Origin of the sequence: Nonomuraea thailandensis (genome assembly GCF_024172165.1) — a bacterium.
Lineage (GTDB): Bacteria > Actinomycetota > Actinomycetes > Streptosporangiales > Streptosporangiaceae > Nonomuraea > Nonomuraea thailandensis.
The window spans coordinates 7,177,889-7,198,421 of the sequence record NZ_JAMZEB010000002.1 but is presented as its reverse complement, the minus strand read 5'-3'; the positions used below and the strand labels follow the sequence as shown (position 1 = coordinate 7,198,421).

20 protein-coding genes are annotated in these 20,533 nt (G+C 72.7%); 17 read left to right on the top strand and 3 right to left on the bottom strand.

Features of this window, described 5'->3' with window-relative positions; translation table 11 throughout:
* Positions 1-116 precede the first annotated feature (116 nt).
* From HD597_RS36830 to HD597_RS36790, 9 genes are read left to right on the top strand one after another with little or no spacing between them, the layout of a single operon-like run.
* A complete protein-coding gene (locus HD597_RS36830) occupies positions 117-2,021 on the top strand; it encodes a primary-amine oxidase (RefSeq protein ID WP_253748315.1) in 1,905 nt (634 codons plus the stop codon).
* Positions 2,022-2,035: 14 nt separating this feature from the next.
* Positions 2,036-3,652, top strand: a complete 1,617-nt coding sequence (locus HD597_RS36825) for an ABC transporter substrate-binding protein (protein WP_253748313.1) — start codon at positions 2,036-2,038, stop codon at positions 3,650-3,652.
* Positions 3,653-3,654: 2 nt separating this feature from the next.
* Positions 3,655-4,623: an ABC transporter permease gene (locus HD597_RS36820; protein ID WP_253748311.1), complete on the top strand. Its 969-nt coding sequence runs from the start codon at positions 3,655-3,657 to the stop codon at positions 4,621-4,623.
* Positions 4,620-5,438 carry an ABC transporter permease gene (locus HD597_RS36815; protein WP_253748309.1) on the top strand — a complete coding sequence of 273 codons (819 nt, stop codon included), beginning with the start codon at positions 4,620-4,622 and terminating at the stop codon, positions 5,436-5,438. Before HD597_RS36820 ends, HD597_RS36815 begins: the two co-directional genes overlap by 4 nt.
* Positions 5,435-6,391 carry an ABC transporter ATP-binding protein gene (locus HD597_RS36810; protein WP_253748307.1) on the top strand — a complete coding sequence of 319 codons (957 nt, stop codon included), beginning with the start codon at positions 5,435-5,437 and terminating at the stop codon, positions 6,389-6,391. Before HD597_RS36815 ends, HD597_RS36810 begins: the two co-directional genes overlap by 4 nt.
* Complete coding sequence (locus HD597_RS36805) at positions 6,388-7,125, top strand: ABC transporter ATP-binding protein (RefSeq protein WP_253748305.1); 738 nt, start codon at positions 6,388-6,390, stop codon at positions 7,123-7,125. Before HD597_RS36810 ends, HD597_RS36805 begins: the two co-directional genes overlap by 4 nt.
* The gene (locus tag HD597_RS36800; RefSeq protein WP_253748303.1) at positions 7,122-8,102 is read left to right on the top strand and encodes a P1 family peptidase; all 981 of its coding nucleotides are present in this window, start codon (positions 7,122-7,124) and stop codon (positions 8,100-8,102) included. The genes HD597_RS36805 and HD597_RS36800 overlap by 4 nt, the downstream gene beginning before the upstream one ends.
* 4 nt (positions 8,103-8,106) lie before the next feature.
* Positions 8,107-8,691: an FMN-binding negative transcriptional regulator gene (locus tag HD597_RS36795; protein ID WP_253748301.1), complete on the top strand. Its 585-nt coding sequence runs from the start codon at positions 8,107-8,109 to the stop codon at positions 8,689-8,691.
* The gene (locus HD597_RS36790; RefSeq protein WP_253748299.1) at positions 8,688-9,752 is read left to right on the top strand and encodes a C45 family autoproteolytic acyltransferase/hydrolase; all 1,065 of its coding nucleotides are present in this window, start codon (positions 8,688-8,690) and stop codon (positions 9,750-9,752) included. Before HD597_RS36795 ends, HD597_RS36790 begins: the two co-directional genes overlap by 4 nt.
* A gap of 5 nt (positions 9,753-9,757) precedes the next feature.
* Here HD597_RS36790 and HD597_RS36785 read toward each other — a convergent pair whose 3' ends face one another.
* A complete protein-coding gene (locus tag HD597_RS36785; protein ID WP_253748297.1) occupies positions 9,758-10,921 on the bottom strand; it encodes an acyl-CoA dehydrogenase family protein in 1,164 nt (387 codons plus the stop codon).
* Between the two features lie 65 nt (positions 10,922-10,986).
* Here HD597_RS36785 and HD597_RS36780 point away from each other — a divergent pair, with 65 nt between their 5' ends.
* From HD597_RS36780 to HD597_RS36765, 4 genes are read left to right on the top strand one after another with little or no spacing between them, the layout of a single operon-like run.
* The gene (locus HD597_RS36780; RefSeq protein WP_253748295.1) at positions 10,987-12,420 is read left to right on the top strand and encodes an aldehyde dehydrogenase family protein; all 1,434 of its coding nucleotides are present in this window, start codon (positions 10,987-10,989) and stop codon (positions 12,418-12,420) included.
* Positions 12,417-13,541 carry a CaiB/BaiF CoA transferase family protein gene (locus HD597_RS36775; RefSeq protein ID WP_253748293.1) on the top strand — a complete coding sequence of 375 codons (1,125 nt, stop codon included), beginning with the start codon at positions 12,417-12,419 and terminating at the stop codon, positions 13,539-13,541. The genes HD597_RS36780 and HD597_RS36775 overlap by 4 nt, the downstream gene beginning before the upstream one ends.
* Complete coding sequence (locus HD597_RS36770) at positions 13,538-14,200, top strand: GntR family transcriptional regulator (protein WP_253748292.1); 663 nt, start codon at positions 13,538-13,540, stop codon at positions 14,198-14,200. The genes HD597_RS36775 and HD597_RS36770 overlap by 4 nt, the downstream gene beginning before the upstream one ends.
* Positions 14,193-14,777, top strand: a complete 585-nt coding sequence (locus tag HD597_RS36765; protein WP_253748290.1) for a TetR/AcrR family transcriptional regulator — start codon at positions 14,193-14,195, stop codon at positions 14,775-14,777. The genes HD597_RS36770 and HD597_RS36765 overlap by 8 nt, the downstream gene beginning before the upstream one ends.
* 97 nt (positions 14,778-14,874) lie before the next feature.
* Here HD597_RS36765 and HD597_RS36760 read toward each other — a convergent pair whose 3' ends face one another.
* A complete protein-coding gene (locus tag HD597_RS36760) occupies positions 14,875-15,453 on the bottom strand; it encodes a hypothetical protein (protein ID WP_253748288.1) in 579 nt (192 codons plus the stop codon).
* A gap of 290 nt (positions 15,454-15,743) precedes the next feature.
* On the opposite strand from HD597_RS36760, the gene HD597_RS36755 reads away from it, so the two are divergent.
* Positions 15,744-16,448, top strand: a complete 705-nt coding sequence (locus HD597_RS36755) for a thioesterase II family protein (protein WP_253748286.1) — start codon at positions 15,744-15,746, stop codon at positions 16,446-16,448.
* Here HD597_RS36755 and HD597_RS36750 read toward each other — a convergent pair.
* A complete protein-coding gene (locus HD597_RS36750) occupies positions 16,445-17,317 on the bottom strand; it encodes a MurR/RpiR family transcriptional regulator (protein WP_253748284.1) in 873 nt (290 codons plus the stop codon). The two genes, HD597_RS36755 and HD597_RS36750, sit on opposite strands and share 4 nt — an antisense overlap.
* Before the next feature lie 147 nt (positions 17,318-17,464).
* Between HD597_RS36750 and HD597_RS36745 the strand changes: the two genes are divergently transcribed.
* From HD597_RS36745 to HD597_RS36735, 3 genes are read left to right on the top strand one after another with little or no spacing between them, the layout of a single operon-like run.
* Positions 17,465-18,841: an MFS transporter gene (locus HD597_RS36745; RefSeq protein WP_253748282.1), complete on the top strand. Its 1,377-nt coding sequence runs from the start codon at positions 17,465-17,467 to the stop codon at positions 18,839-18,841.
* Positions 18,838-19,257, top strand: a complete 420-nt coding sequence (locus tag HD597_RS36740; protein ID WP_253748280.1) for a GAF domain-containing protein — start codon at positions 18,838-18,840, stop codon at positions 19,255-19,257. Before HD597_RS36745 ends, HD597_RS36740 begins: the two co-directional genes overlap by 4 nt.
* Complete coding sequence (locus tag HD597_RS36735) at positions 19,254-20,459, top strand: metal-dependent hydrolase family protein (RefSeq protein WP_253748278.1); 1,206 nt, start codon at positions 19,254-19,256, stop codon at positions 20,457-20,459. The genes HD597_RS36740 and HD597_RS36735 overlap by 4 nt, the downstream gene beginning before the upstream one ends.
* The last annotated feature ends 74 nt before the right edge of the window (positions 20,460-20,533 follow it).

The window sequence follows — 20,533 nt, the reverse complement described above, 5'->3', positions numbered from 1 at the left end:
CTCGCCCCGTAAACGATGTGTTTCGCCTGGGCTCCAGGTCTTGTGCCCTCCGGCCATCGCAATTAAGTTAGCGCGAAACTTGCCGGAACGTTCCGGCATCAGAAAGGGGCCGAACGTTGCACCTGTCGACCGGGAAGCACCCCCACCCTCTCGACCCGCTCGCCGCACAGGAGATCGACGAGGTCAGACGGGTTCTCATGACGGAGGGCCGGCTGACCGAGACGGTCCGGGTGGCCTATCTCGGGCTGGAGGAGCCGCCGAAGGGCGAGGTGCTGGCGTACGAGAGCGGCGCCGCCCGCCCGGCCCGCAGGGCCCGCGCGCTCCTGCTGGATCTGGCCACCGAGGCCGCCCACGACGTGATCGTCTCCATCGGCGACGGCAAGGTCGAGACCGCCACCCCGATCGACCCCCTGACCGACGGCCAGGTGCCGATGCTGGACGAGGAGCACGCCCTGGTCCGCAGGGTGCTCCGCGAGGACCCGGACTGGGCGCGGGCGCTGGCGGAGCGCGGCATCGAGGACCCCGCGGGCGTCTATCTCGCCGCGCTCAGCGCCGGCCACTTCGGGCTGCGCGAGGAGGAGGGCAGGCGGGTCGCCAGGGTGCTGGCGCACCTGATGCCCACCCCCGAGAGCCTCCCGTGGGCCCACCCCGTGGACGGCCTGGTCGCCTACGTCGACCTGGTCAAGGGCGAGGTGCTGGAGATCGTGGACACCGGCCCCCAGCCCATCCCGCGGGAGAGCGGCGACTACACCCAGGTCGAGCACCGCACCACGCAGAAGCCCATCCACATCACCCAGCCGGACGGCCCGAGCTTCACCGTGGACGGCCCGCTCGTCACCTGGGAGAAGTGGAGCCTGCGGCTCGGCTACGACATGCGCGAGGGCCTCACCCTGCACCGGATCGGCTTCGAGGACGACGGCCGCACCAGGCCGATCGTCTACCGGGCGTCGGTGGCCGAGATGGTCGTCCCGTACGGCGACCCGAGCCCGATCCGCTTCTGGCAGAACTACTTCGACACCGGCGAGTACCAGCTCGGCAAGCTCGCCAACTCCCTCGAACTCGGCTGCGACTGCCTCGGCGAGATCACCTACTTCGACGTCGTCGTCACCGACGGCGCCGGACTGCCCAAGGTGATCAAGAACGCGATCTGCATGCACGAGGAGGACTACGGCGTGCTGTGGAAGCACACCGACCCGGCCAACGGCTCCAGGGAGACCCGCAGGCAGCGGCGCCTGGTGATCTCCTTCTTCGTGACCGTCGGCAACTACGACTACGGCTTCTACTGGTACCTCTACCTCGACGGCACCATCGAGCTGGAGGTCAAGGCCACCGGCATCGTCTTCACCGGCGCCTACGACGACCGGGCCGCCCCGTACGCGTCGGAGGTCGCGCCGGGGCTGGCGGCGCCGTACCACCAGCACCTGTTCAGCGCCCGGCTCGACATGACGGTGGACGGCGTGGCCAACGCCGTGGACGAGGTCGAGGCCCGGCCCCTCGCCGGCGAGCACGGCAACGCGTTCGGCCGCACCGTCACCCGGCTGCGCACCGAACAGCGGGCCAGGCGCGACGCCGACCTGAAGGCGGAGCGCACCTGGCACGTCGTCAACCCCGAGGTGCGCAACCGCCTCGGCCGCCCTGTCGGCTACGCGCTGCACGCCGAGGGCAAGCCGACCCTGATGGCCGCCGAGGGCTCCAGCATCCACCGCAGGGCCGAGTTCGCCACCAGCCACCTGTGGGTCACGCGCTACCACCCGGCGGAGCGCTATCCCGCCGGAGACCTGGTCAACCAGCATCCCGGCGGCGCGGGCCTGCCCGAGTACACCAGGGCCGACCGCGACCTCGACGGGCAGGACATCGTGCTGTGGCACACGTTCGGCCTGACGCACTTCCCCCGCACCGAGGACTGGCCGATCATGCCGGTCGACACCTGCGGGTTCGTACTCAAGCCGGTCGGCTTCTTCGACCGGAACCCCACGCTCGACGTCCCGCCGAGCGCCTCCCAACGCTCATCCTGCCACTAGAGGAGAAGAGGCCCATGCGTCCCATACGCCTGGCCTGCGGTGTCGCGGCAGCCCTGCTGGCATCGGCCTGCGCCGCCACCGGAACGACCACCACCCCGACGGCCGCCCCCCAGGAGACCGCCGCCCCCGGCTATCTCGCCGTCGCCGACCAGGCCCTCGCCGCGGGCGGCGCGCTCAACCTTCAGGTGCACATCGACAGCGGCGCCGCCACCGGCTACGACCCGCAGCTCGCCGACGTGGCTACCACCTGGCAGCTCCTCTCGCTGTCGTACGAGACGCTGGTCACGGTGGGCCCAGACTTCAGCATCCAGCCGCTGCTCGCCGAGAAGTGGGACACCCCCGACGACCAGACCTACGTCTTCCACCTGCGCCAGGGCGTCACGTTCTCCAACGGCAGGCGGCTGACGGCCGACGACGTCGTGGGCAGCCTGAAGCGGCTGCTGGCCTCGAAGGGGGTGTGGGCCGGCCAGCTCGGCCCGGTCGAGGAGATCACCAAGGACGGCGACGACCAGGTCAAGGTCACGCTGAAGGAGCCGTACACGCCGTTCCTCGCCTCCCTGGCCAACGTGCCGGCGGCGATCCTGCCGATGAAGGAGATCGACGACAGGTCGGTCGATCCGGCCACCACGTTGCTCGGCACCGGCCCGTACGTGGTCGAGAACCACCGCCAGGACGTCTCGTGGACGTTCAAGCGCAACGACACGTACTGGAACCAGGGCAAGCCCGCCGCCGACACCCTCAACATCACGATCGCCCCCGAGGAGGCCGCCCGCATCGCGGCCCTGCAGAACGGCGGCGCCGCCCTGGCCACCCTGGGCAACGTGGACTCCGGGACGATGCTGGCCGGCGCGAAGGACGTCAAGGTCGTCACCCAGGCCACCACGGACTTCTACTACCTGATGCTCAACAGCCTGAAGCCGGGCTCGAAGCTCGCCGACCCCAAGGTCCGGCAGGCGATCAACATCGCGCTCGACCCCAGGCAGATCGCCGACGTGGCACTCGGCGGCAAGGGCAGGCCGACCGCGATCACCCCGGCCGGCCTGCCGGGCTCCTGCGACCCGGCCGCGCTCCCGTCGGCGTCCAAGAGCCTGGACGAGGCCAAGCGGCTCCTGGCGGAGGCCGGGGCGCAGAACCTGTCGTTCACGCTCACCGTCTTCAACACCGAGCCCGCCCCCGCCGTCGCCCAGGTGATCCAGCAGAACCTCCAGCAGGCCGGCATCACCGTCAAGATCGAGCAGATGGACGAGGCGAGCTGGTCCGGCAAGGTGTACGGCAAGGCGCCCGCCGAGTTCGACGCCGCCCTGTCCTGGTTCGCCGGCTACGCCGACCCCGGCATGGTCACCAAGTGGTGGAACCCGGAGACGGCCGGCTTCAACGCCGGCTTCATGAAGCCGGACCCCGAGCTCAGCAAGCTGATCGACACGGCCAACAAGGAGACGGGGAACAGGGAGAAGGCGCTGGCCGACGTCTGCGCCAAGGCCGACGCGGACGCGCAGATGATCCCGCTGGTCACCCGTCCGGCCACGGTCGCCTACAGAGGTGACCAGCTCAGCCCGAGCCTGTACGTCACCGAGGGCTACGGCAACGTGCTGCGCCTGGTCGCCGACGCCCGCGTGAAGAAGACCCGGTAGCCATGCGGCTGCTGATGTGGTGGTCCGGCCGGGCGCTCAGCTCGGCCGCCACGCTCCTGGGCGTCTCCGTGCTGATCTTCGCCGCCGTACGCCTGATGCCCGGCGGCTTCGCGGAGACCGTGCTCGGGCCGTTCGCCACCGCCGGGCAGAAGGCGGAGCTGGCCGCCCGCTACGGGCTCGACCAGCCGGTCTTCATGCAGTACGGGCACTGGCTGGGCGCCGTCGCCGGCGGCGACTTCGGCGTCTCCATGATCAGCCGCCAGCCGGTCGGCGCGGAGCTGCTGGCCCGGCTGCCGGTGACGGCCGAGCTGACCGTGCTGGCGGTGCTCGCGAGCGTGCTGCTGGGGGTCCCGCTGGGCGTGCTGACCGCCGTCCGCGCCCGCCCCACGGGCGGCGGGGCCGTCGGCCGGCTGGTCAGCGGGCTGGGCGTCAGCGTGCCGGAGTTCGTGCTGGGCAGCCTGGTCGTGTTCGTCTTCTCCCGGTACGCCCTCGGCCTGGAGGTCGGCTCCTGGACGCCGCTCACCCAGGACCCCGCCGCGAACCTGGCCACGATGATCCTGCCCGCCGCCGTCCTGTCGGTCTTCTCCGTCTCGGTGACCGCCAGGACCACCCGTGACGCCGTCATGGGCGTGCTGGTCGAGCCGTACGTCACGGCCGCCGTCGGGCGCGGCGAGTCGCCGTGGTTCATCGTCAGGCACCACATCCTGCGCAACGCCGCCACCCCCGTGGTCACGCTGATCGGCACGACCACCGCGTACCTGCTGGGCGGCGCGCTGATCGTGGAGCACGTGTTCAACCTGCCGGGCGTCGGCTCCTACATCGTGCAGGCCGTCGGCCGCCGCGACTACGCGGCTGTGCAGGCCGGGGTGCTGCTGGCGGCAGGGGTGTTCATCGTCATGAACGTGCTGATCGACCTGCTCGTCGGGGCCGTCGACCCCCGGCTGGGCGTCATGGCGGGGAGGCGCTCGTGAGGAGACTGGACCGGCTGTCCATCGGCGGGCTCGCCTGCCTGGCCGTCCTGGTGCTGTTCGCGCTGGGGTCGCTCGTCGGCGCCGGGGGAGACCCGGACGCCATCGTCGGCCCGCGCCTGCAGCCGCCGGGGCCCGGCTGGTGGCTGGGCACCGACAACCTGGGGCGCTCGGTGCTGCCCCGCGTCATGGAGGGCGTCGGCACCACGCTGCTGCTCTCGTCGATCGCCGTGCTGGTCACGGCGGTGTCGAGCGCGGCGTTCGGCATCCTCGCCGGATACCGTGGCGGTTACCTGAACGAGCTGGTGATGCGCCTGGTGGAAGTGCTCTACTCCTTCCCGGCCATCGTGCTGGCCATCCTGGTCGCGGCCGTGCTCGGCCCCGGGCAGACGGCGGCGCTGGCCAGCATCGTGCTGGTGACGATCCCGCTGATGACCCGCCTGGTGCGGGCCGCCGCCGTGGCCGTCTCGCAGCGCGACTACGTCACCTCCGCCGTGATCAGCGGAGCCCGGCTGCCGCGCGTGCTCGTCCGCCACGTGCTGCCGAACGTGGCCGGCACGATCGCCGTACAGGGCACGTACGCGCTGTCGGTCGGCATCGCGGTCGAGGGCGGGCTGAGCTTCCTCGGCTTCGGGGTGCAGCCGCCGCAGGCCTCGCTCGGAGTGCTCATCCAGCAGGGAGGGACGTACATGATCGCCGCGCCCTGGCTGATCCTCGGTCCCGGCGTGGTGCTGGTGGCCGCCATCCTGGCGATCAACGTGGTCGGCGACGGGCTGCGCGACCGGCTCGAACCCCGAGAGACGAGGTCACTGACATGAGCCTGCTCTCCGTACGGAACCTGGTGATCGACTACGCCCGCACCCGCGCGCTCGACGGCGCCGGCCTGGAGGTGGCGCAGGGCGAGACGGTCGGGCTGGTGGGCGAGAGCGGATCCGGCAAGTCCACGCTCGGCTCCGCCGTCGGCCGCCTGCTGCCGCGGGCCGCGCGGCGCACCGAGGGCGAGGTGCTGGTGGCGGGGGAGCCCGTGTTCGATCTGCCGCACGGCAGGCTGCGGCACCTGCGCCGGCGGCATCTCGGGTTCGTCTTCCAGGACCCGATCGGCTCGCTCGACCCGACCATGCGCGTCGGCCGGCAGCTCCGCCTGGTGCTCGGGCGGGGCGGTGACGTGCGCTTCCACCTGGGGCGGGTCAGGCTCGACGACCCGCGGGTGCTGCGCGCCTACCCGCACCAGCTCTCCGGCGGCATGGCGCAGCGGGTGGCGATCGCGATGGCCATGGCCACCTCGCCCGACCTGCTCGTCGCCGACGAGCCGACCGCCGCCCTGGACAGCCAGGTACGCGAGGAGGTGTCGAACATGATCTTCTCGCTGGCCGCCGAGGCCGGCACGAGCATCCTGTGGCTCAGCCACGACCTGCCCGCCGTGGCCCGCCGCTGCGACCGGGTGGCGGTCATGTACGGTGGCCGCGTCGTCGAGAGCGGCCCCGCCCGCGAGGTGCTGGGCGACCCCGCCCACCCCTACACGGCGGCGCTGGCCGGGTCGGCGCCGGCCGCCGCGGCCCACGGCGTCCGGCTGGAGCCGGTGCCGGGCCGCCCGCCCGTGCTCACCGGCCCGTCCCCGGGCTGCGCCTTCGCGCCGCGCTGCGCGTTCGCCGAGGACCGGTGCGGGCACGAGCGCCCGGTGCCGGTGCGCGTCCGCGAGCGGGACGTCCTGTGCCACCGAGCGGCCGAGCTGCAGGACCGGCTCCTCCAGGACCAGGAGGTGAAGGCGTGATCCTCGAACTCGACGACGTCACCGTCACCTTCGCCGCCGGCCCGCCGTTGCGCCGCATCCACCTCGACGCCATGCGGAAGGTCTCGCTCCAGGTCGCCGAGGGCGAGACGCTCGGCCTGGTCGGCGAGTCCGGCTCGGGCAAGACGACGACCAGCCGGGTCGCGCTCGGCCTGCAACGCCCCACGTCCGGCACGGTCAGGTTCGACGGCCGCCCGTTCCCCAGGCGGCGGCGCGAGCTGGCCGGCCGCATGCAGGCGGTGCTCCAGCACCCGCACTGGTCGCTGAACCCGCGCATGCGCGTCGGCCAGAGCGTCGCCGAGCCGCTCGGCATCCTGGGCCGCCCGGCGGGCGACGCCGTCACGGAGATGCTGGAGCACGTCGGCCTGGGCGCCGACTTCGCCGACCGGTACCCGCACGAGCTGTCCGGCGGCCAGCGCCAGCGCGTCTCCATCGCCCGCGCCCTGGTCACCAGGCCGGGCTTCATCGTCTTCGACGAGGCCGTCAGCGCGCTGGACGTCTCCGTGCAGGTGCAGATCCTCAACCTGATCAAGGACCTGCAGGCGGAGTACGGCTTCAGCGCCCTGTTCATCTCCCACGACCTGGGTGCGGTCCGCTACGTCGCCGACCGGATCGCCGTCATGCGCAAGGGCGAGGTCGTCGAGACGGCCGACACCCTCACCTTCTACACCGCACCCGCACACGAGTACTCGAAGCAGCTTCTGGAGGCCCTGTGACCCACGAGCCCAGGCTCGCGACGCCGTCGGCGTTCGCGCCCGGCGTCCCGCGCAACGCGGACCTGCCGCTGACCCCGCAGCCCAGCCCGGGGCGCGGCGCGGTCACGTTCGACCTGCCCGGCGTGCACGTCGGCACCGCCGAGTACGGCGAGGGCCCCACCGGCTGCACCGTGATCCACCTCCCCAGGGGCGCCCGCACGGCGGTGGACGCGCGCGGCGGCGCGGTCGGCATGAGCGGCGGCTACGACTACAACCACGCCATCTGCCTGGCGGGCGGCTCGGTGTACGGGCTGGCCGCGGCGGCGGGCGTGAGCGACGAGCTGCTGTCGCGCAGGAGCAACCTCACCAAGTGGGACGAGCTGCAACTGGTGTCAGGAGCGGTGATCTACGACTTCTCCTGCCGCGACAACGCCGTCTACCCGGACGCCGAGCTGGGCAGGGCCGCGGTCCGGTGGGCGCGGGAGGGCGAGTTCCCCGTGGGCCGGTGCGGCGCGGGGCGGACGGCGAGCGCGGGCAAGGTGGACTTCGGCCGGGCCGAGTTCGCCGGCCAGGGGGCCGCGTTCGGCACGTTCGGCGAGATCAAGGTGCTGGTCGCGACCGTGGTCAACTCCGTGGGCGCGGTGGTCGACCGGCAGGGCCGGGTGGTGCGCGGCAACTACCACCGCGAGCTGGGCGAGCGCCGCCACCCGAGCGCCGACTACGCCGAGCTGATCGAGGCCCCGGCCGTCATGGGCAACACGACGCTGACCGTCATGATCACCAACGTGCGGCTGACGGACGTCGAGCTGCTGCAGGTGGGCCGCCAGGTGCACAGCTCGATGCACCGCGGCATCCAGCCGTTCCACACGCTGACCGACGGCGACACGATGTTCGCCATGACGACGGACGAGGTCGAGCTGTCCGGCGTCAAGCCCACGGGGCTGGGCACGCTGGCCTCCGAGGTCGCGTGGGACGCCGTCCTGAGCGCGGCGGAGTAGCGGCATGTGGACGTCCCCGCGTTACGCGGCCACGGACCCCGCCCACGAGGAGGCGCTGATCAGGGAGAACCCGTTCGCCCTGGTCGTCAGCACGGTGGACGGGGTGCCCGTGGCCACGCACACGCCCGTCCTGCTGGGCGAGCCCGGCACGCTGGTCGGGCACCTGGCCAGGGCCAACCCGCAGTGGCGCTCGTTCGAGTCGTCGCCCGAGGTGCTGGTGGTGTTCTCCGGGCCGCACGGTTACGTCTCGCCCACCGTCTACGGCACGGATCCGGCCGTGCCGACCTGGGACTACGCGGCCGTGCACGTGACCGGCCGGGTGGAGCTGATCGACGACGCGCTGGAGGTGGTGGAGCGCACGGTGGCGGCGGCGGAGTCGCCGCGCTCGCCGTCCTGGGAGCCGACGCCCGCCTCCAGGGAGAGGTTCCGCGCGCTGCTGCCCGGGGTAGTGGCCTTTCGCGTACGTGTTCGTACGCGGCAGAGCGTGTTCAAGCTGAGCCAGGACATCGACGCCGAGCGGTACGCTCGCGTGCGCGCCGCCGCCGGCGCTGAGAACCCGAGGCTCGCCGAGTTGATGGACAGGTCATGACATTCCCCACGTTCACCTCCAGCCAGACCGACCCCCGCGCCCGCGGCAAGGAGTTCGGCACGCACCTGCGCAAGCAGGTAGCGGCCAACCTCGCCGGCTACACCGACCTCTTCAGAGTCGCCGGGGCCGGTGACGCGCAGGTGCGCGCGTGGGGAGAGCGGGCGCTGGAGGCCTCCGCCGCCTGGGCGCCGTCGCTGGCCGAGGAGATCGCCGGCATCGCGGCGGGCGCGGGGGTGGAGCCGTGGCAGGTAGCCGTGATCAACGCCCGCACCGAGATCCTGGCCGCCATCGACATGGTCGGGCACGGCGAGTGCTCGACCTCCGTGGTGCTGCCGGAGGACGGCCCGCCACGCACGGTGCAGACGTGGGACTGGCACGACCACCTGCGCGACGCACCGGTGCTCTGGGAGTACGAGCAGACCTCCGGCCGGGTCGTGCGCACGTTCACCGAGGCGGGGACGCTGGCCAAGATCGGCGTCACCACGGCGGGCCTCGGCGTGCACTTCAACATCCTGCGCCACGACTCCGACCACGCCGGCCTGGGCGTGCCCGTGCACCTGATCGCCCGCCGCATCCTCGATGAGGCGTCCACCGTGGAGGAGGCGGTGGACCTCGCCCGATCGGCCCGGGTTTCGGCCTCCACGGTCATCACGGTGGTGACCGAGTCGGGAGCCGCCTCGATCGAGATCTCCCCTGCGGGGGTGGCCGCCGTCCCGCCGGGCCCCGACGGCGTCCTGCTGCACTGCAACCACTTCCTCGACGCGGGCCTGGCGGCGGGGGAGCGGCACGCCACCGAGCGGCCCGGCACCTACGACCGCATGCGGCACCTGGAGGACAACGTCGAGGGGCTGAGCGGCGCCGAGCTGAACGGCCGCGCGCTGACCATGCTCAGTCACGCCCCCGAGGGCGCGCCCGTCTGCGCCCACCCCGACCTCTCCCAGCCCATCAACCAGCGCTGGGAGACGGTGGCGACGATCGGGCTCGACCTGCCCGCCGGGCGGCTGCGGGCGCACCGGGGCGGGCCCTGCCAGGTCACCGAGGCGACCTGGCAGACCTTCTGAGTGCCCTATGTGAAGGCGGCGATCCCGGTCAGCGCCTTGCCGATGACCAGTGAGTGGATCTCGGAGGTCCCCTCGTAGGTCAGCACCGACTCCAGGTTCACGGAGTGCCTGATCACCGGGTACTCGAGGGTGATGCCGCTCGCGCCGAGCAGCGTTCGGCACTTCCTGGCGATCTCCAGCGCCTCGCGCACGTTGTTCAGCTTGCCCGCGCTCACCTGCTCCGGGGTGAGCGTGCCGGCCTCCTTCAGCCGGCCCAGGTGCACGGCCAGCAGCAGGCCCTTGCCCAGCTCCAGAGCCATGTCCGCGAGCTTCTCCTGGGTGAGCTGGTACGACGACAGCGGCTTGGCGAACACCTCGCGGTCGGCGGCGTACGCGATGGCCGTCTCCAGGCAGTCGAGCGCGGCCCCCATCGCCCCGAACACGATCCCGAACCTGGCCTCGTTCAGGCAGCCGAGCGGCCCGGACAGGCCCCTGGCGCCGGGCAGCACGGCCTCGGCCGGCAGGCGCACGCCGTCGAGCACCAGCTCGCTGGTCACGCTCGCGCGCAGGGAGATCTTGTGCTTGACGTCGTTGACGGTGAGGCCCTTGGCGCCGGCCGGGACCAGGAAGCCCCTGATGCCCTCGTCGGTGCGAGCCCAGACCACCGCGACGTCCGACACGGAGCCGTTGGTGATCCACAGCTTGGTGCCGTTCAGCACCCAGTCGCCGCCTTCGCGCTTGGCCGTGGTGCGCATGCCGCCGGGGTCGGAGCCGAAGTCGGGCTCGGTCAGGCCGAAGCAGCCGATGCGCTCGCCGGCCGCCATCGCGGGCAGCCACTCCTGCTTCTGCTCCTCGCTGCCGTACTTCCAGATCGCGTACATGGCCAGGGAGCCCTGCACCGAGACGAGGCTGCGCAGGCCGGAGTCGGCGGCCTCCAGCTCCAGGCAGGCCAGCCCGTACGAGACGGCGCCCATGCCGGCGCAGCCGTAGCCGTCGAGGTGCATGCCGAGCACGCCGACCGAGCCCAGCGTGCGGGCCAGCTCGCGGGCGGGCAGCTCGCCGGCCTCGAACCAGCCGGCTACGTGCGGCCGGATCTCCCGGTCGCACACGCGCCTGACCGTGCTCCTGATCTCGCGTTCCTCCTCGGTCAGCAGCGTGTCCAGGGCGAACAGGGCGGTGGGTGCGATCATCGGCCTCTCCGTATTTTGGATCCAATATTGAAAATCCAATATGGCACAGTTAGGGTGCGTTGACCATGGACGTTCTGAATCTCATCGGTGGCCGATGGGCCGAGGGCGAGGGCGAGGAGTTCGCCGACACCAACCCGGCGCGGCCCGCCGAGGTCGTGGCGCGCGGGCGGTTCGCCTCCGCGCGCGAGGTGGAGCAGGCGATCGCCGCGGCCCGCGAGGCCGCGCCCGGCTGGGCCGCGACCCCGCACCACGCCCGCGCCGCCGTGCTCACCGGCGCCGCCGACCTCGTGGACGCGAGCGCCGATGAGTGGGGCGCCGAGCTGGCCCGCGAGGAGGGCAAGACGCTGGCCGAGGCGGTCGCCGAGGTCAGCGGGGCGGCCCGGATCCTGCGCTACTACGCGAGCGAGGCCGACCGGGACAGCGGCGAGGTCTTCGCCTCCCCGCGCCCCGGCGAGAGCGTGCTGGTCGTCCGCAAGCCGATCGGCGTCGCCGGGCTGATCACGCCGTTCAACTTCCCGGTCGCCATCCCCGCCTGGAAGATCGGCCCGGCGCTGACCTACGGCAACACCGTGGTGTGGAAGCCGTCCTCGCTGGTGCCGCTGCTGGCCTACCGCCTGGCGCGGGCGCTGGTCCAGGCCGGGCTGCCGGACGGGGTGCTCAACCTCGTGTACGGCGAGGGCGAGGCGGGCTCGGCCATCGTCGATCACCCCGGCGTGGACGCCGTGTCGTTCACCGGGTCCACGGCCGTCGGGCGGGCCGTCATCGCCCGCTGCGGCGAGCTGGGCAAGCCGGTGCAGACCGAGATGGGCGGCAAGAACGCCTCCGTCGTGCTCGCCGACGCCGACCTCGACCACGCCGCCGAGCAGGTCTGCCTGGGGGCGTTCCGGTCGACCGGGCAGAAGTGCACCGCGACCTCGCGGCTCATCGTGGCCTCGCAGGTGGCGGACGACCTGCTGGAGCGGGTGGCCGAGCGGGCCGCGCGGCTCGTCGTGGGCGATCCGCTGGCGCCGGAGGTGGAGATGGGCCCGCTGGTGAGCTCGGCCGCCCGCGATCGCGTGTCGGCCGGGGTCCGGCAGGCCCTCGGCGAGGGGGCCAAGCCGCTGGCCGGCGCCTCGCCGCTGGACCGCGAGGGCTGGTTCGTGCCGCCGACCGTGCTGGACCTGCCGGGGACCGGGGTGGACTTCTGGCGAACCGAGCTGTTCGGGCCCGTGGTCGGCGCCGTGCGGGCGTCGAGCGCGGAGGAGGCGCTCGGGCTGGCCAACCTCAGCGAGCACGGCCTGTCGGCGGCGGTCTTCACCCGGGACCTCGGGGTGGCGCTGTCGGCGGTCGAGAAGCTGGAGGTCGGGGTGCTGCACGTCAACTCCGAGTCGGCGGGGACGTTCCCGTACGTGCCGTTCGGCGGGGCCAAGCAGAGCGGGTTCGGGCCCAAGGAGCAGGGACGGGCGGCCAGGGAGTTCTACACCCGCACGGTCACCGTCTACCTGGGGGCGCCGGCGTGAGCGGAGCGCTCTCCGGGCTGCTGGTGGCCGACTTCAGCCGGGTGCTGGCCGGGCCCTACTGCACGATGTTGCTCGCCGACCTCGGGGCCGAGGTGGTCAAGGTCGAGCGGCCCGGCGCCGGGGACGACACCCGCGCGTGGGGGCCGCCGTACGCCTCTTCCGGGGAGGCCACCTACTTCCTCGGCGTGAACCGCAACAAGCGCTCGATCGCCCTCGACCTGCGGGCCGACGCCGAGGTGGCGCGGGCGCTCGCGGCGCGCGCCGACGTGCTCGTGGAGAACTTCAAGCCGGGGACGATGGACCGGCTCGGCCTGGGCCACGAGGCGTTGCGGGAGCTCAACCCGGGGCTGGTCTACTGCTCGATCACCGGGTTCGGATCGGGCGCCGGGGCCGGGCTGCCCGGCTACGACCTGATCGCGCAGGCGGTCGGCGGGCTCATGAGCGTCACCGGCGAGCCGGACGGACCCGGCACGAAGGCGGGCGTGGCGCTGGTGGACGTGATCACCGGCCTGCACGCCGCCCTGGGCGTCATGGCCGCACTCCGCCACCGTGACGAGACAGGTGAGGGGCAGCGCGTGGAGGTCTCGCTGCTGTCGTCCCTGCTCTCCGCGCTCAGCAACCACTCCTCCGCCTACGCCGCCGCGGGCGTCGTGCCCCGGGCCATGGGCAACCGGCACCCGAGCATCGTCCCGTACGAGGTGTTCCAGGCCGCCGACCGCCCGATCGTGATCGCGGCCGGGAACGACCGCCAGTTCCAGGCCCTGTGCGCGGCCCTGGACCGGCCGGACCTCGCCCGCGACCCCCGCTACGCCACCAACGCCGAACGGGTGGCCGCCCGCGAGAGCCTGGTCCCCGCCCTGGACGCGGCCCTCGCCGAGGGCACCGCGGACGAGTGGTTCGAGCGGCTCACCGCCGCCGGGGTGCCGTGCGGGCCGATCAACGACCTGGCCGCCGCCTTCGCCCTCGCCCAGGACCTCGGCCTGGAGCCGGCCGTCGAGCTCGACGGCGTCGGCCAGGTCGCCAACCCCATCCGCCTCAGCGCCACCCCGCCCTCCTACCACCGCCCGCCGCCCGCGCTCGGGCAGGACGACACATGGCTCCGTGAGATATTGGACCGGTGAGTCCGGACGAGGCACGACGCAGGCCGCCCACGGCCCAGCAGTTCGTGCTGGGTGAGCTGCGCCGTGCCATCACCACCGGCCGGCTGCGCCCCGGCGCCCCCATCAGGCAGGACGCGCTGGCCGAGGAGCTGCAGGTCAGCCGGGTCCCGCTGCGGGAGGCGCTGAAGACGCTCGAAGGCGAGGGGCTGGTCACGTACAAGCCGCACAAGGGCTACTGCGTCGCCATGCTCTCCCTCGACGACCTCCGCGAGGTCTACCGCATCCGCGAGCTGCTGGAGGAGGAGGCCGTGCGCGCGGCGGTGGCCAGGCTCACCGACGACGACCTCCGCCGGATCGAGGCGGCGCAGGAGGAGGTCGAGCGGGCCGCCGCGGCGGGCGACGTGGCCGCCATGGCGACGGCCAACCGCACCTTCCACATGACGCTGTTCGACTGCGCCGGCATGCCGCGCCTGGCCCGGCTGATCCGGACCTTGTGGGACACGACCGACGCCTACCGGTCCATGTACTACGGCGACGCGGGCAACAGGGAGCGGGTCGTCAAGGAGCACCGCGCCGCCCTCGGCGCGCTGCGCCGCCGCTCCGCCGACGAGGCCGTGAGCACGCTGAACGTCCACCGCGACCACGCCGTCGCCGAGCTGGAGCCGCTCCTGGATGCCTAAGATCGTCGATCACCAGGCGCGGCGGCTGCTGATCGCCGACGCCGTGCACCGGATCATCGACGCCAAGGGCATGGACAGCGTCAGCCTGCGCGAGGTCGCGGCCGAGGCCGGGATGTCCATGGGGGCGGTGCAGTACTACTTCGCCACCAAGGACGAGATGCTCCTGGTGGCGCTGGAACATCTGAACGCGCGCGTCAGGCTCCGGGTGGCCGCCGCCGACCAGAGCGACCCGCTGCGCCTGCTGCGGGCGGGGATCCTGGAGGTCCTGCCGCTGGACGAGACCCGCCGCTTCGAGGCTCGCATCGGGCTGGCGTACCTGGCCAGGTCGGTGGTCTCCGAGGAGCTGGCCGAGGTGATGCGGGCGGGGCTGCCGCTGGTCCTGGAGTTCTACGCCGGCCAGATCCGGGCCGCGCAGGCCGGCGGGCAACTGGCCGCCGGCCTCGACGCGGGCCAGGAGGCGAGCGCGCTGCTCGCCCTCGCGCAGGGGCTGGGGCAGCCCGCGCTGATCGGCCTCTACTCGCCCCAGGCCGTGGTGGCGCTCGTGGACCGGCACCTCGCCCGCCTCGCGCCCCGGTGACCAGCGCGGGGCCGAGAGGCGCTTCCCCGGTGACCGGTGGGGGTCGAGAGGCGCCATCCCGGTGACCGGCGGGGGTCGGGAGCCGCTTCCCCGGTGACTAGCGCAGGGTCAGGGCCGAGAGGTGCTCGCCCCGGTGACCCAGCAGGTCGACCTCGGCCCCCGTGCGGCCGGCCTGCCACGCCAGCGCCTGCAGGCCGTGCTCCGGGACCATGATGTCCTGCTCCCCGAGCCGCACCACCCCCACCTCGGCCGACAACCGCACAAGGCCGTAGCCGACCCACCGGTACGGCCGGCGCAGCAACGGCACCGGGCTGGTGTTGAACCGGGCGCTCTGCCCGGTGTGGGCGTGCCCGTCGAGCGCGGTGCATCCCGGGCGGGGCCGCAGGACGTTCTCGTCGGCCGGATCGGCCGCCACGGTGCCGCCCGCACGCAGGTTCCACCGGCCGCCCCGCTTCGGCGACAGCAGCCACACGTCCAGCCAGAACAGCCCCACCCCGTCGAGCCGGGCGAAGGCGGTCGCCGCCAGGCGGTCGCCGACGTACAGGGAGAGCGGGGTGAAGCGGTGCCGGCCGCCGAGCGTCTCCGGCAGCTCCTTCGGCAGGCCGTGCGCGATGAGCCGCAGGCTCTCGGTGAGGGGTGTGTATCCCAGGTACTCGGCACGATCCACAGGTCTCATCGGACCTCCTGGCTCGCGGTCAGTCGGCGCAGGCCTCGCTGCACCCGCCGGACCGGGTGGTGTCGGTCGGGATGAAGGACGCTCCCCGGGCGCCCTCCAGGGCCGTCCCGCCGTCACGACAGCGGTGATGACGACCCGTAAGGCGATCACGAACGGATCCTACGTGTGCGGGGGTCTCGCCGCGATGCCGTGGAGGACAGGCTTCAGCTCACGGTTGCCCGCCCGCGTGATGCGCGTGATGACCGGATTGGTTCACTATGGCGGAAGTCGCCGGCCGTTCAGGAGATCGTATGACCTGGTTCCACACGCTCGACCCCCGCCCGCACGCCGCCACGCGGCTGTTCTGCTTCCCGCACGCCGGCGGCGCCGCCGCGGCCTACCGGGACTGGCACCGGGCGGTCCCCCCGAGCGTTGAGGTGCGGGCCGTGCAGTACCCGGGCCGCGCCGACCGCGTGCGCGAGGCGCCCGTCGAGGACGCGCACACCATGGCCGACCTGGTCGCCGAGGCCATGCGGCCGCTGCTCGACCGCCCTGCCGTGCTGTTCGGGCACAGCATGGGATCGCTGATCGCGTACGAGACGGCGCTGCGCGTCCGGCCCGCCCACCTGATCGTCTCCGGCCGCCGGGCCGCGAACCTCCCCCGCCCCGGAACCGTGCACCTGGGCACCGAGGAGGATCTGACCGCCGAGCTGCGGCGGCTCGGGGGCACCCAGCCCGAGCTGCTGGACGACGCCGACATCCGGGCGTACGTCCTGCCGATCGTGCGCGCCGACTACCGCCTGGCCGAGACCTACCGCAGCCGCCCCGCCGAGCCGCTGGACTGCCCCATCACGGCCATCATCGGCGACAGCGACCCCGAGGTGGACAGTTCGAACGCCCGCGGCTGGGGCGGGCTGACCCGCGCCGGCTTCAAGCTGCACGTGCTGCCCGGCGGCCACTTCTACCTGGCCGAGCGCCGCAGCGAGGTGATCGGCCTGATCCTCGGCGCGCTCTAGGAGACGGGGCGGCGGTGCAGCAGGCCGAACTTGGCCCACATCGCCTCGGCCGCCTCGATCGAGGCGCCCGTGCGTGCCGGGTCCAGGGCGGCGAGCTGGGTGACCAGTGCCTGGGCCACGGCGATGCCGGCCGTCAGCGAGGGGAAGAACGCCTCGCCCTCCGCTGGCACCATCACGACCTCCTCCGCCGCGGCGGCCAGCGCCGGGCTGGCGGCGTCCGTGACGGCGAACACGCGGACCCCGCGCGAGCGCGCCTCGTTGGCGGCCAGGACGGTGCTCTCGTACAGCCGCCAGAAGCTGATCGCGATCAGCACGTCCCGCTCGCGGATCGCGGCCATCACGTTCGCCAGCTCGGCGTCCCCGCCCGTGATGGCCTGCACCGGGTAGCCGGCCAGCCGGGCGTTGTGGGCGAGCGCGATGCCGACGGCCGCGTAACTGCCGTCGGCGACGATCACCGTGCGACCGGCCTCCGCGATGGCCCGGGCGATCGTGAGCAGCACGCCCTCGTCCAGGCGCCGGTTGAGCAGGGCCAGGCTGTCGAGGTCGCGGCGCAGCGAGCGTGAGGAGGGCGAGCCGGTGCCCCGGTGCTCGGCCGCGACCTGGCCGGCGCTGAGCGAGGACAGGTAGCGGGCGCGCAACTCCTGTTGCAGGGCGGGCCAGCCGGCGAAGCCGAGCGACTGTGCCGTACGGGTGACGGTGGCGACGTTGACGCCCGCGAGCTGGGCCAGCTCCCCGGCGGACCCGAACGCGGCCCGGCGGGGCTGCGAGAGCAGGAGCTCCAGCACCGCGGCCGCCTTGCCACGCAGCCCGCGCTCCGGCAGCCGCTCGCGCAACCACTCCTGGAAGCTGTCGGTGGCGAGCTCCGTCACGTCATCCCTTCCCGAGGCCGGTGGCCGCCATCGTACGCGTTCGCGACGAACCAAACTTGCAAAGACCATTGCAATTTTACCAATTTGCACTATATGTTGCTGCGCAATTGACTTGCAGGGCCATGACCTGGGGAAAGGTGTGCTTCGATGACCTTGTTGGCCCGTCTGGACCGGCTCCCGCTGAGCCGTCCGCACTACGTCCTGCTCCTGATCGGCGGCCTCGGCTACACCTTCGACGGCATGGACTCGGCCGTCGTCGCCTTCCTGCTGCCGAGCGCGCAGGAGGCCTGGGGCCTGTCCAACGGCCAGCTGGGCTTCATCGGGTCCGCGACGCCGTTCGGGTTCCTGTTCGGCGCGACCGTGGCGGGCCTGCTAGGCGACCGCATCGGCCGCAAGAAGGTGATGATGTACGCCCTCGCCTTCTACGCCGTCTTCTCCGTGGTGGCCGCGTTCGCGCCGAACTACGAGGTGTTCCTCGGCGCCCGCGTGCTCGCCGGAGCCGGCGCGGGGGCGGAGAGCGCGATCATCGCGCCGTTCCTGTCGGAGTTCGTGCCCGCCAAGCGGCGTGGCTGGTTCATCGGGGCGCTGGCCGGGTTCTTCTCGTTCGGCTTCGTGATGGCGGCGCTGATCGGGCGGTTCGTCGTGCCGACGTTCGACGACGGCTGGCGGATCGCTCAGGTGATCACCGCGCTGCCGATCGTGATGCTGCTGTGGTGGCGCCGCTCGCTGCCGGAGTCGCCGCGCTTCCTGCTCCAGCAGGGCCGGGCGGCCGAGGCCGAGGCGGTGGTCGCCGACCTGGAGCGGCGCGTCGAGCGGGCCACGGGGCAGCCGCTGCCGCCGGTGCCCGAGACCGCCGTCGCCCCCGCCTCCGGCGGCGCGCCGAAGGTGAACCTGTTCAGCGCGCTGCGCTTCCTGTGGAGCCCGGCCATGGCCAGGCGCACGGCGGTGATCTGGCTGGTGTGGTTCGTGATCACGTTCTCGTACTACGGGTTCTTCTCCTGGATCCCCACGCTGCTCGTGCAGCGCGGCATCACGGTCACCAAGAGCTTCGAGTTCTCGATCATCATCTACCTGGCGCAGATCCCCGGATACTTCTCCGCGGCCTGGCTGTCGGAGCGGATGGACCGCAAGAACACGATCGCGCTCTACCTCGCGGGCTCGGCGGTCAGCGCGTTCTGGCTGTCGCAGATGGACTCGCCCGTCACCATCACGCTGGCGGGCGCGGTGCTGTCGTTCTTCCTGAACGGCACCTACGCCGGCGTCTACTCCTACACCCCCGAGGTGTTCCCCACCTGGATCCGCGCCACCGGCACCGGGCTGTCGAGCGCGTTCGGCCGGGTCGGCAGCATCCTCGCCCCGACGATCATCGGACTGTCCGCCGCGAGCCTGGGCTTCGCCGGCGTGTTCGGGCTGACGACCGCGGTGCTGGTGGCCGGGGTGGTGTGCGTGGTCGTGTTCGGTCTGGCCACGGCAGGGCGATCACTGGAAGAGCTGACGGAGACGACTGAGGAGGCAACCAGATGAACGAGCTGGAGGAGAGGGTGCGCCGGGAGGTGGGCGTGCGGTTGTTCACCGTGCTGGCCTGGGTGCCGGAACGGCGGGCGCTGCGCCGCGTGCACAGCAGCCACCCCGAGCAGTACCCGGTGGGCGGCGAGAAGACCGTCGAGGTGGCCCAGGACTGGCTGGCCGTCTGCATCGAGGAGCGGCGGCCGTTCTTCGGCGACAGGGCCGCGGTGCGGCGGATCTTCGCCGACCACGAGCTGATCGAGAGCCTGGGCTGCTCCTCCATCATCAACGTGCCCGTCATCGGGGACGACGGCGAGGTGCTCGGCGTGCTCAACATCCTCGACGCCGAAGGCGCCTACGACGACGCGTCCGTGGCCGCCGCGCAGGACATCGCGAAGGACGCCGCCCCCTGCTTCCGGAAGGCTGCCGCATGAGCCTGCTGCTCAAGAACGCGCTGCTGCTCGACGTGGAGACCGGCGAGTACGCCGAGGCCGACCTGCGGTGCGCCGACGGCCGCGTCGCCGAGACGGGCCGTGGCCTGCGGGCCCCTGACGACACGCGGGTGATCGACCTGGAGGGCGCCCGCGTCGTGCCCGGCCTGATCGACGCGCACGTCCACGTCACCGCCTCCACGGCCGACCTCGGCTCGCTCGGCTCCATGTCGCCCTCCTACGTGGCCGCCCACAGCGCCCGCATCATGGGCGACATGCTGAGCCGCGGCTTCACCACGGTCCGCGACGCCTCCGGCGCCGACTTCGGGCTGGCCGACGCGCAGGCCGAGGGCCTCGTACGCGGCCCGCGCCTGCTGTTCTGCGGCAAGGGCCTGAGCCAGACCGGCGGCCACGCCGACTTCCGCGGCCGGGGCCAGCACGTCAAGGACGACCACCCGTGCTGCGCGGGCGTCGGCCGGGTGGCCGACGGCGTGGACGCGGTCCGCACCGCCGCCCGCGACGAGCTGCGCAAGGGCGCTCACCACATCAAGGTCATGGGCTCCGGCGGCGTGGCCTCGCCGACCGACCGCATCGACTCGACCCAGTACTCCATGGAGGAGTTGCGCGCCGTCGTCGAGGAGGCCGGGGCCGCCAACCGGTACGTCGCCGCCCACGCCTACACCGCCCGCGCCGTCAACCGGGCCCTGGAAGCGGGGGTGCGCTCCATCGAGCACGGCAACCTGATCGACGACACGAGCGTGGAGCTGTTCCTGCGGCACGAGGCGTACCTGGTGCCGACGCTCGTGACCTATTGGGCGCTCAAGGAGGAGGGCCGCGAGTTCGGCCTGCCCGAGCGGAGCTGGCGCAAGGTGGACGAGGTGCTCGGCGCGGGGCTCGTCGCGCTGGAGCGGGCCGCCAGGGGCGGGGTGCGGATCGCGTACGGGACCGACCTGCTCGGCGGCATGCACCGGCACCAGAACCACGAGTTCCGGCTCAGGGCCGAGGTGCAGCGGCCGATCGACGTGCTGCGGGCCGCCACCGTGGGGGCGGCGGAGCTGGTCGGGATGGCGGGCGAGATCGGCACGCTGGCCGTGGGGGCGCACGCCGACCTGCTCGTGCTCGACGGGGATCCGCTGGAGGACATCGGCGTGCTGGCCGACCCCGGGCACGTGCGGCACGTCGTCCAGGCGGGCGCGCTCGTCTGACCCTTGGGCGGTCGTGACGGCGCGCACGCCGGGTACGTACCGTGGACGGTCGTGACGGCGCTCGCGTCGGGTGC

Coding starts and splice junctions, on each gene's coding strand:
- HD597_RS36825 (WP_253748313.1), top strand. CDS start 2,036: ATGCGTCCCATACGCCTGGCCTGCGGTGTCGCGGCAGCCCTGCTGGCA.
- HD597_RS36820 (WP_253748311.1), top strand. CDS start 3,655: ATGCGGCTGCTGATGTGGTGGTCCGGCCGGGCGCTCAGCTCGGCCGCC.
- HD597_RS36810 (WP_253748307.1), top strand. CDS start 5,435: ATGAGCCTGCTCTCCGTACGGAACCTGGTGATCGACTACGCCCGCACC.
- HD597_RS36795 (WP_253748301.1), top strand. CDS start 8,107: ATGTGGACGTCCCCGCGTTACGCGGCCACGGACCCCGCCCACGAGGAG.
- HD597_RS36790 (WP_253748299.1), top strand. CDS start 8,688: ATGACATTCCCCACGTTCACCTCCAGCCAGACCGACCCCCGCGCCCGC.
- HD597_RS36785 (WP_253748297.1), bottom strand. CDS start 10,921: ATGATCGCACCCACCGCCCTGTTCGCCCTGGACACGCTGCTGACCGAG.
- HD597_RS36780 (WP_253748295.1), top strand. CDS start 10,987: ATGGACGTTCTGAATCTCATCGGTGGCCGATGGGCCGAGGGCGAGGGC.
- HD597_RS36765 (WP_253748290.1), top strand. CDS start 14,193: ATGCCTAAGATCGTCGATCACCAGGCGCGGCGGCTGCTGATCGCCGAC.
- HD597_RS36760 (WP_253748288.1), bottom strand. CDS start 15,453: ATGAGACCTGTGGATCGTGCCGAGTACCTGGGATACACACCCCTCACC.
- HD597_RS36755 (WP_253748286.1), top strand. CDS start 15,744: ATGACCTGGTTCCACACGCTCGACCCCCGCCCGCACGCCGCCACGCGG.
- HD597_RS36745 (WP_253748282.1), top strand. CDS start 17,465: ATGACCTTGTTGGCCCGTCTGGACCGGCTCCCGCTGAGCCGTCCGCAC.
- HD597_RS36740 (WP_253748280.1), top strand. CDS start 18,838: ATGAACGAGCTGGAGGAGAGGGTGCGCCGGGAGGTGGGCGTGCGGTTG.
- HD597_RS36735 (WP_253748278.1), top strand. CDS start 19,254: ATGAGCCTGCTGCTCAAGAACGCGCTGCTGCTCGACGTGGAGACCGGC.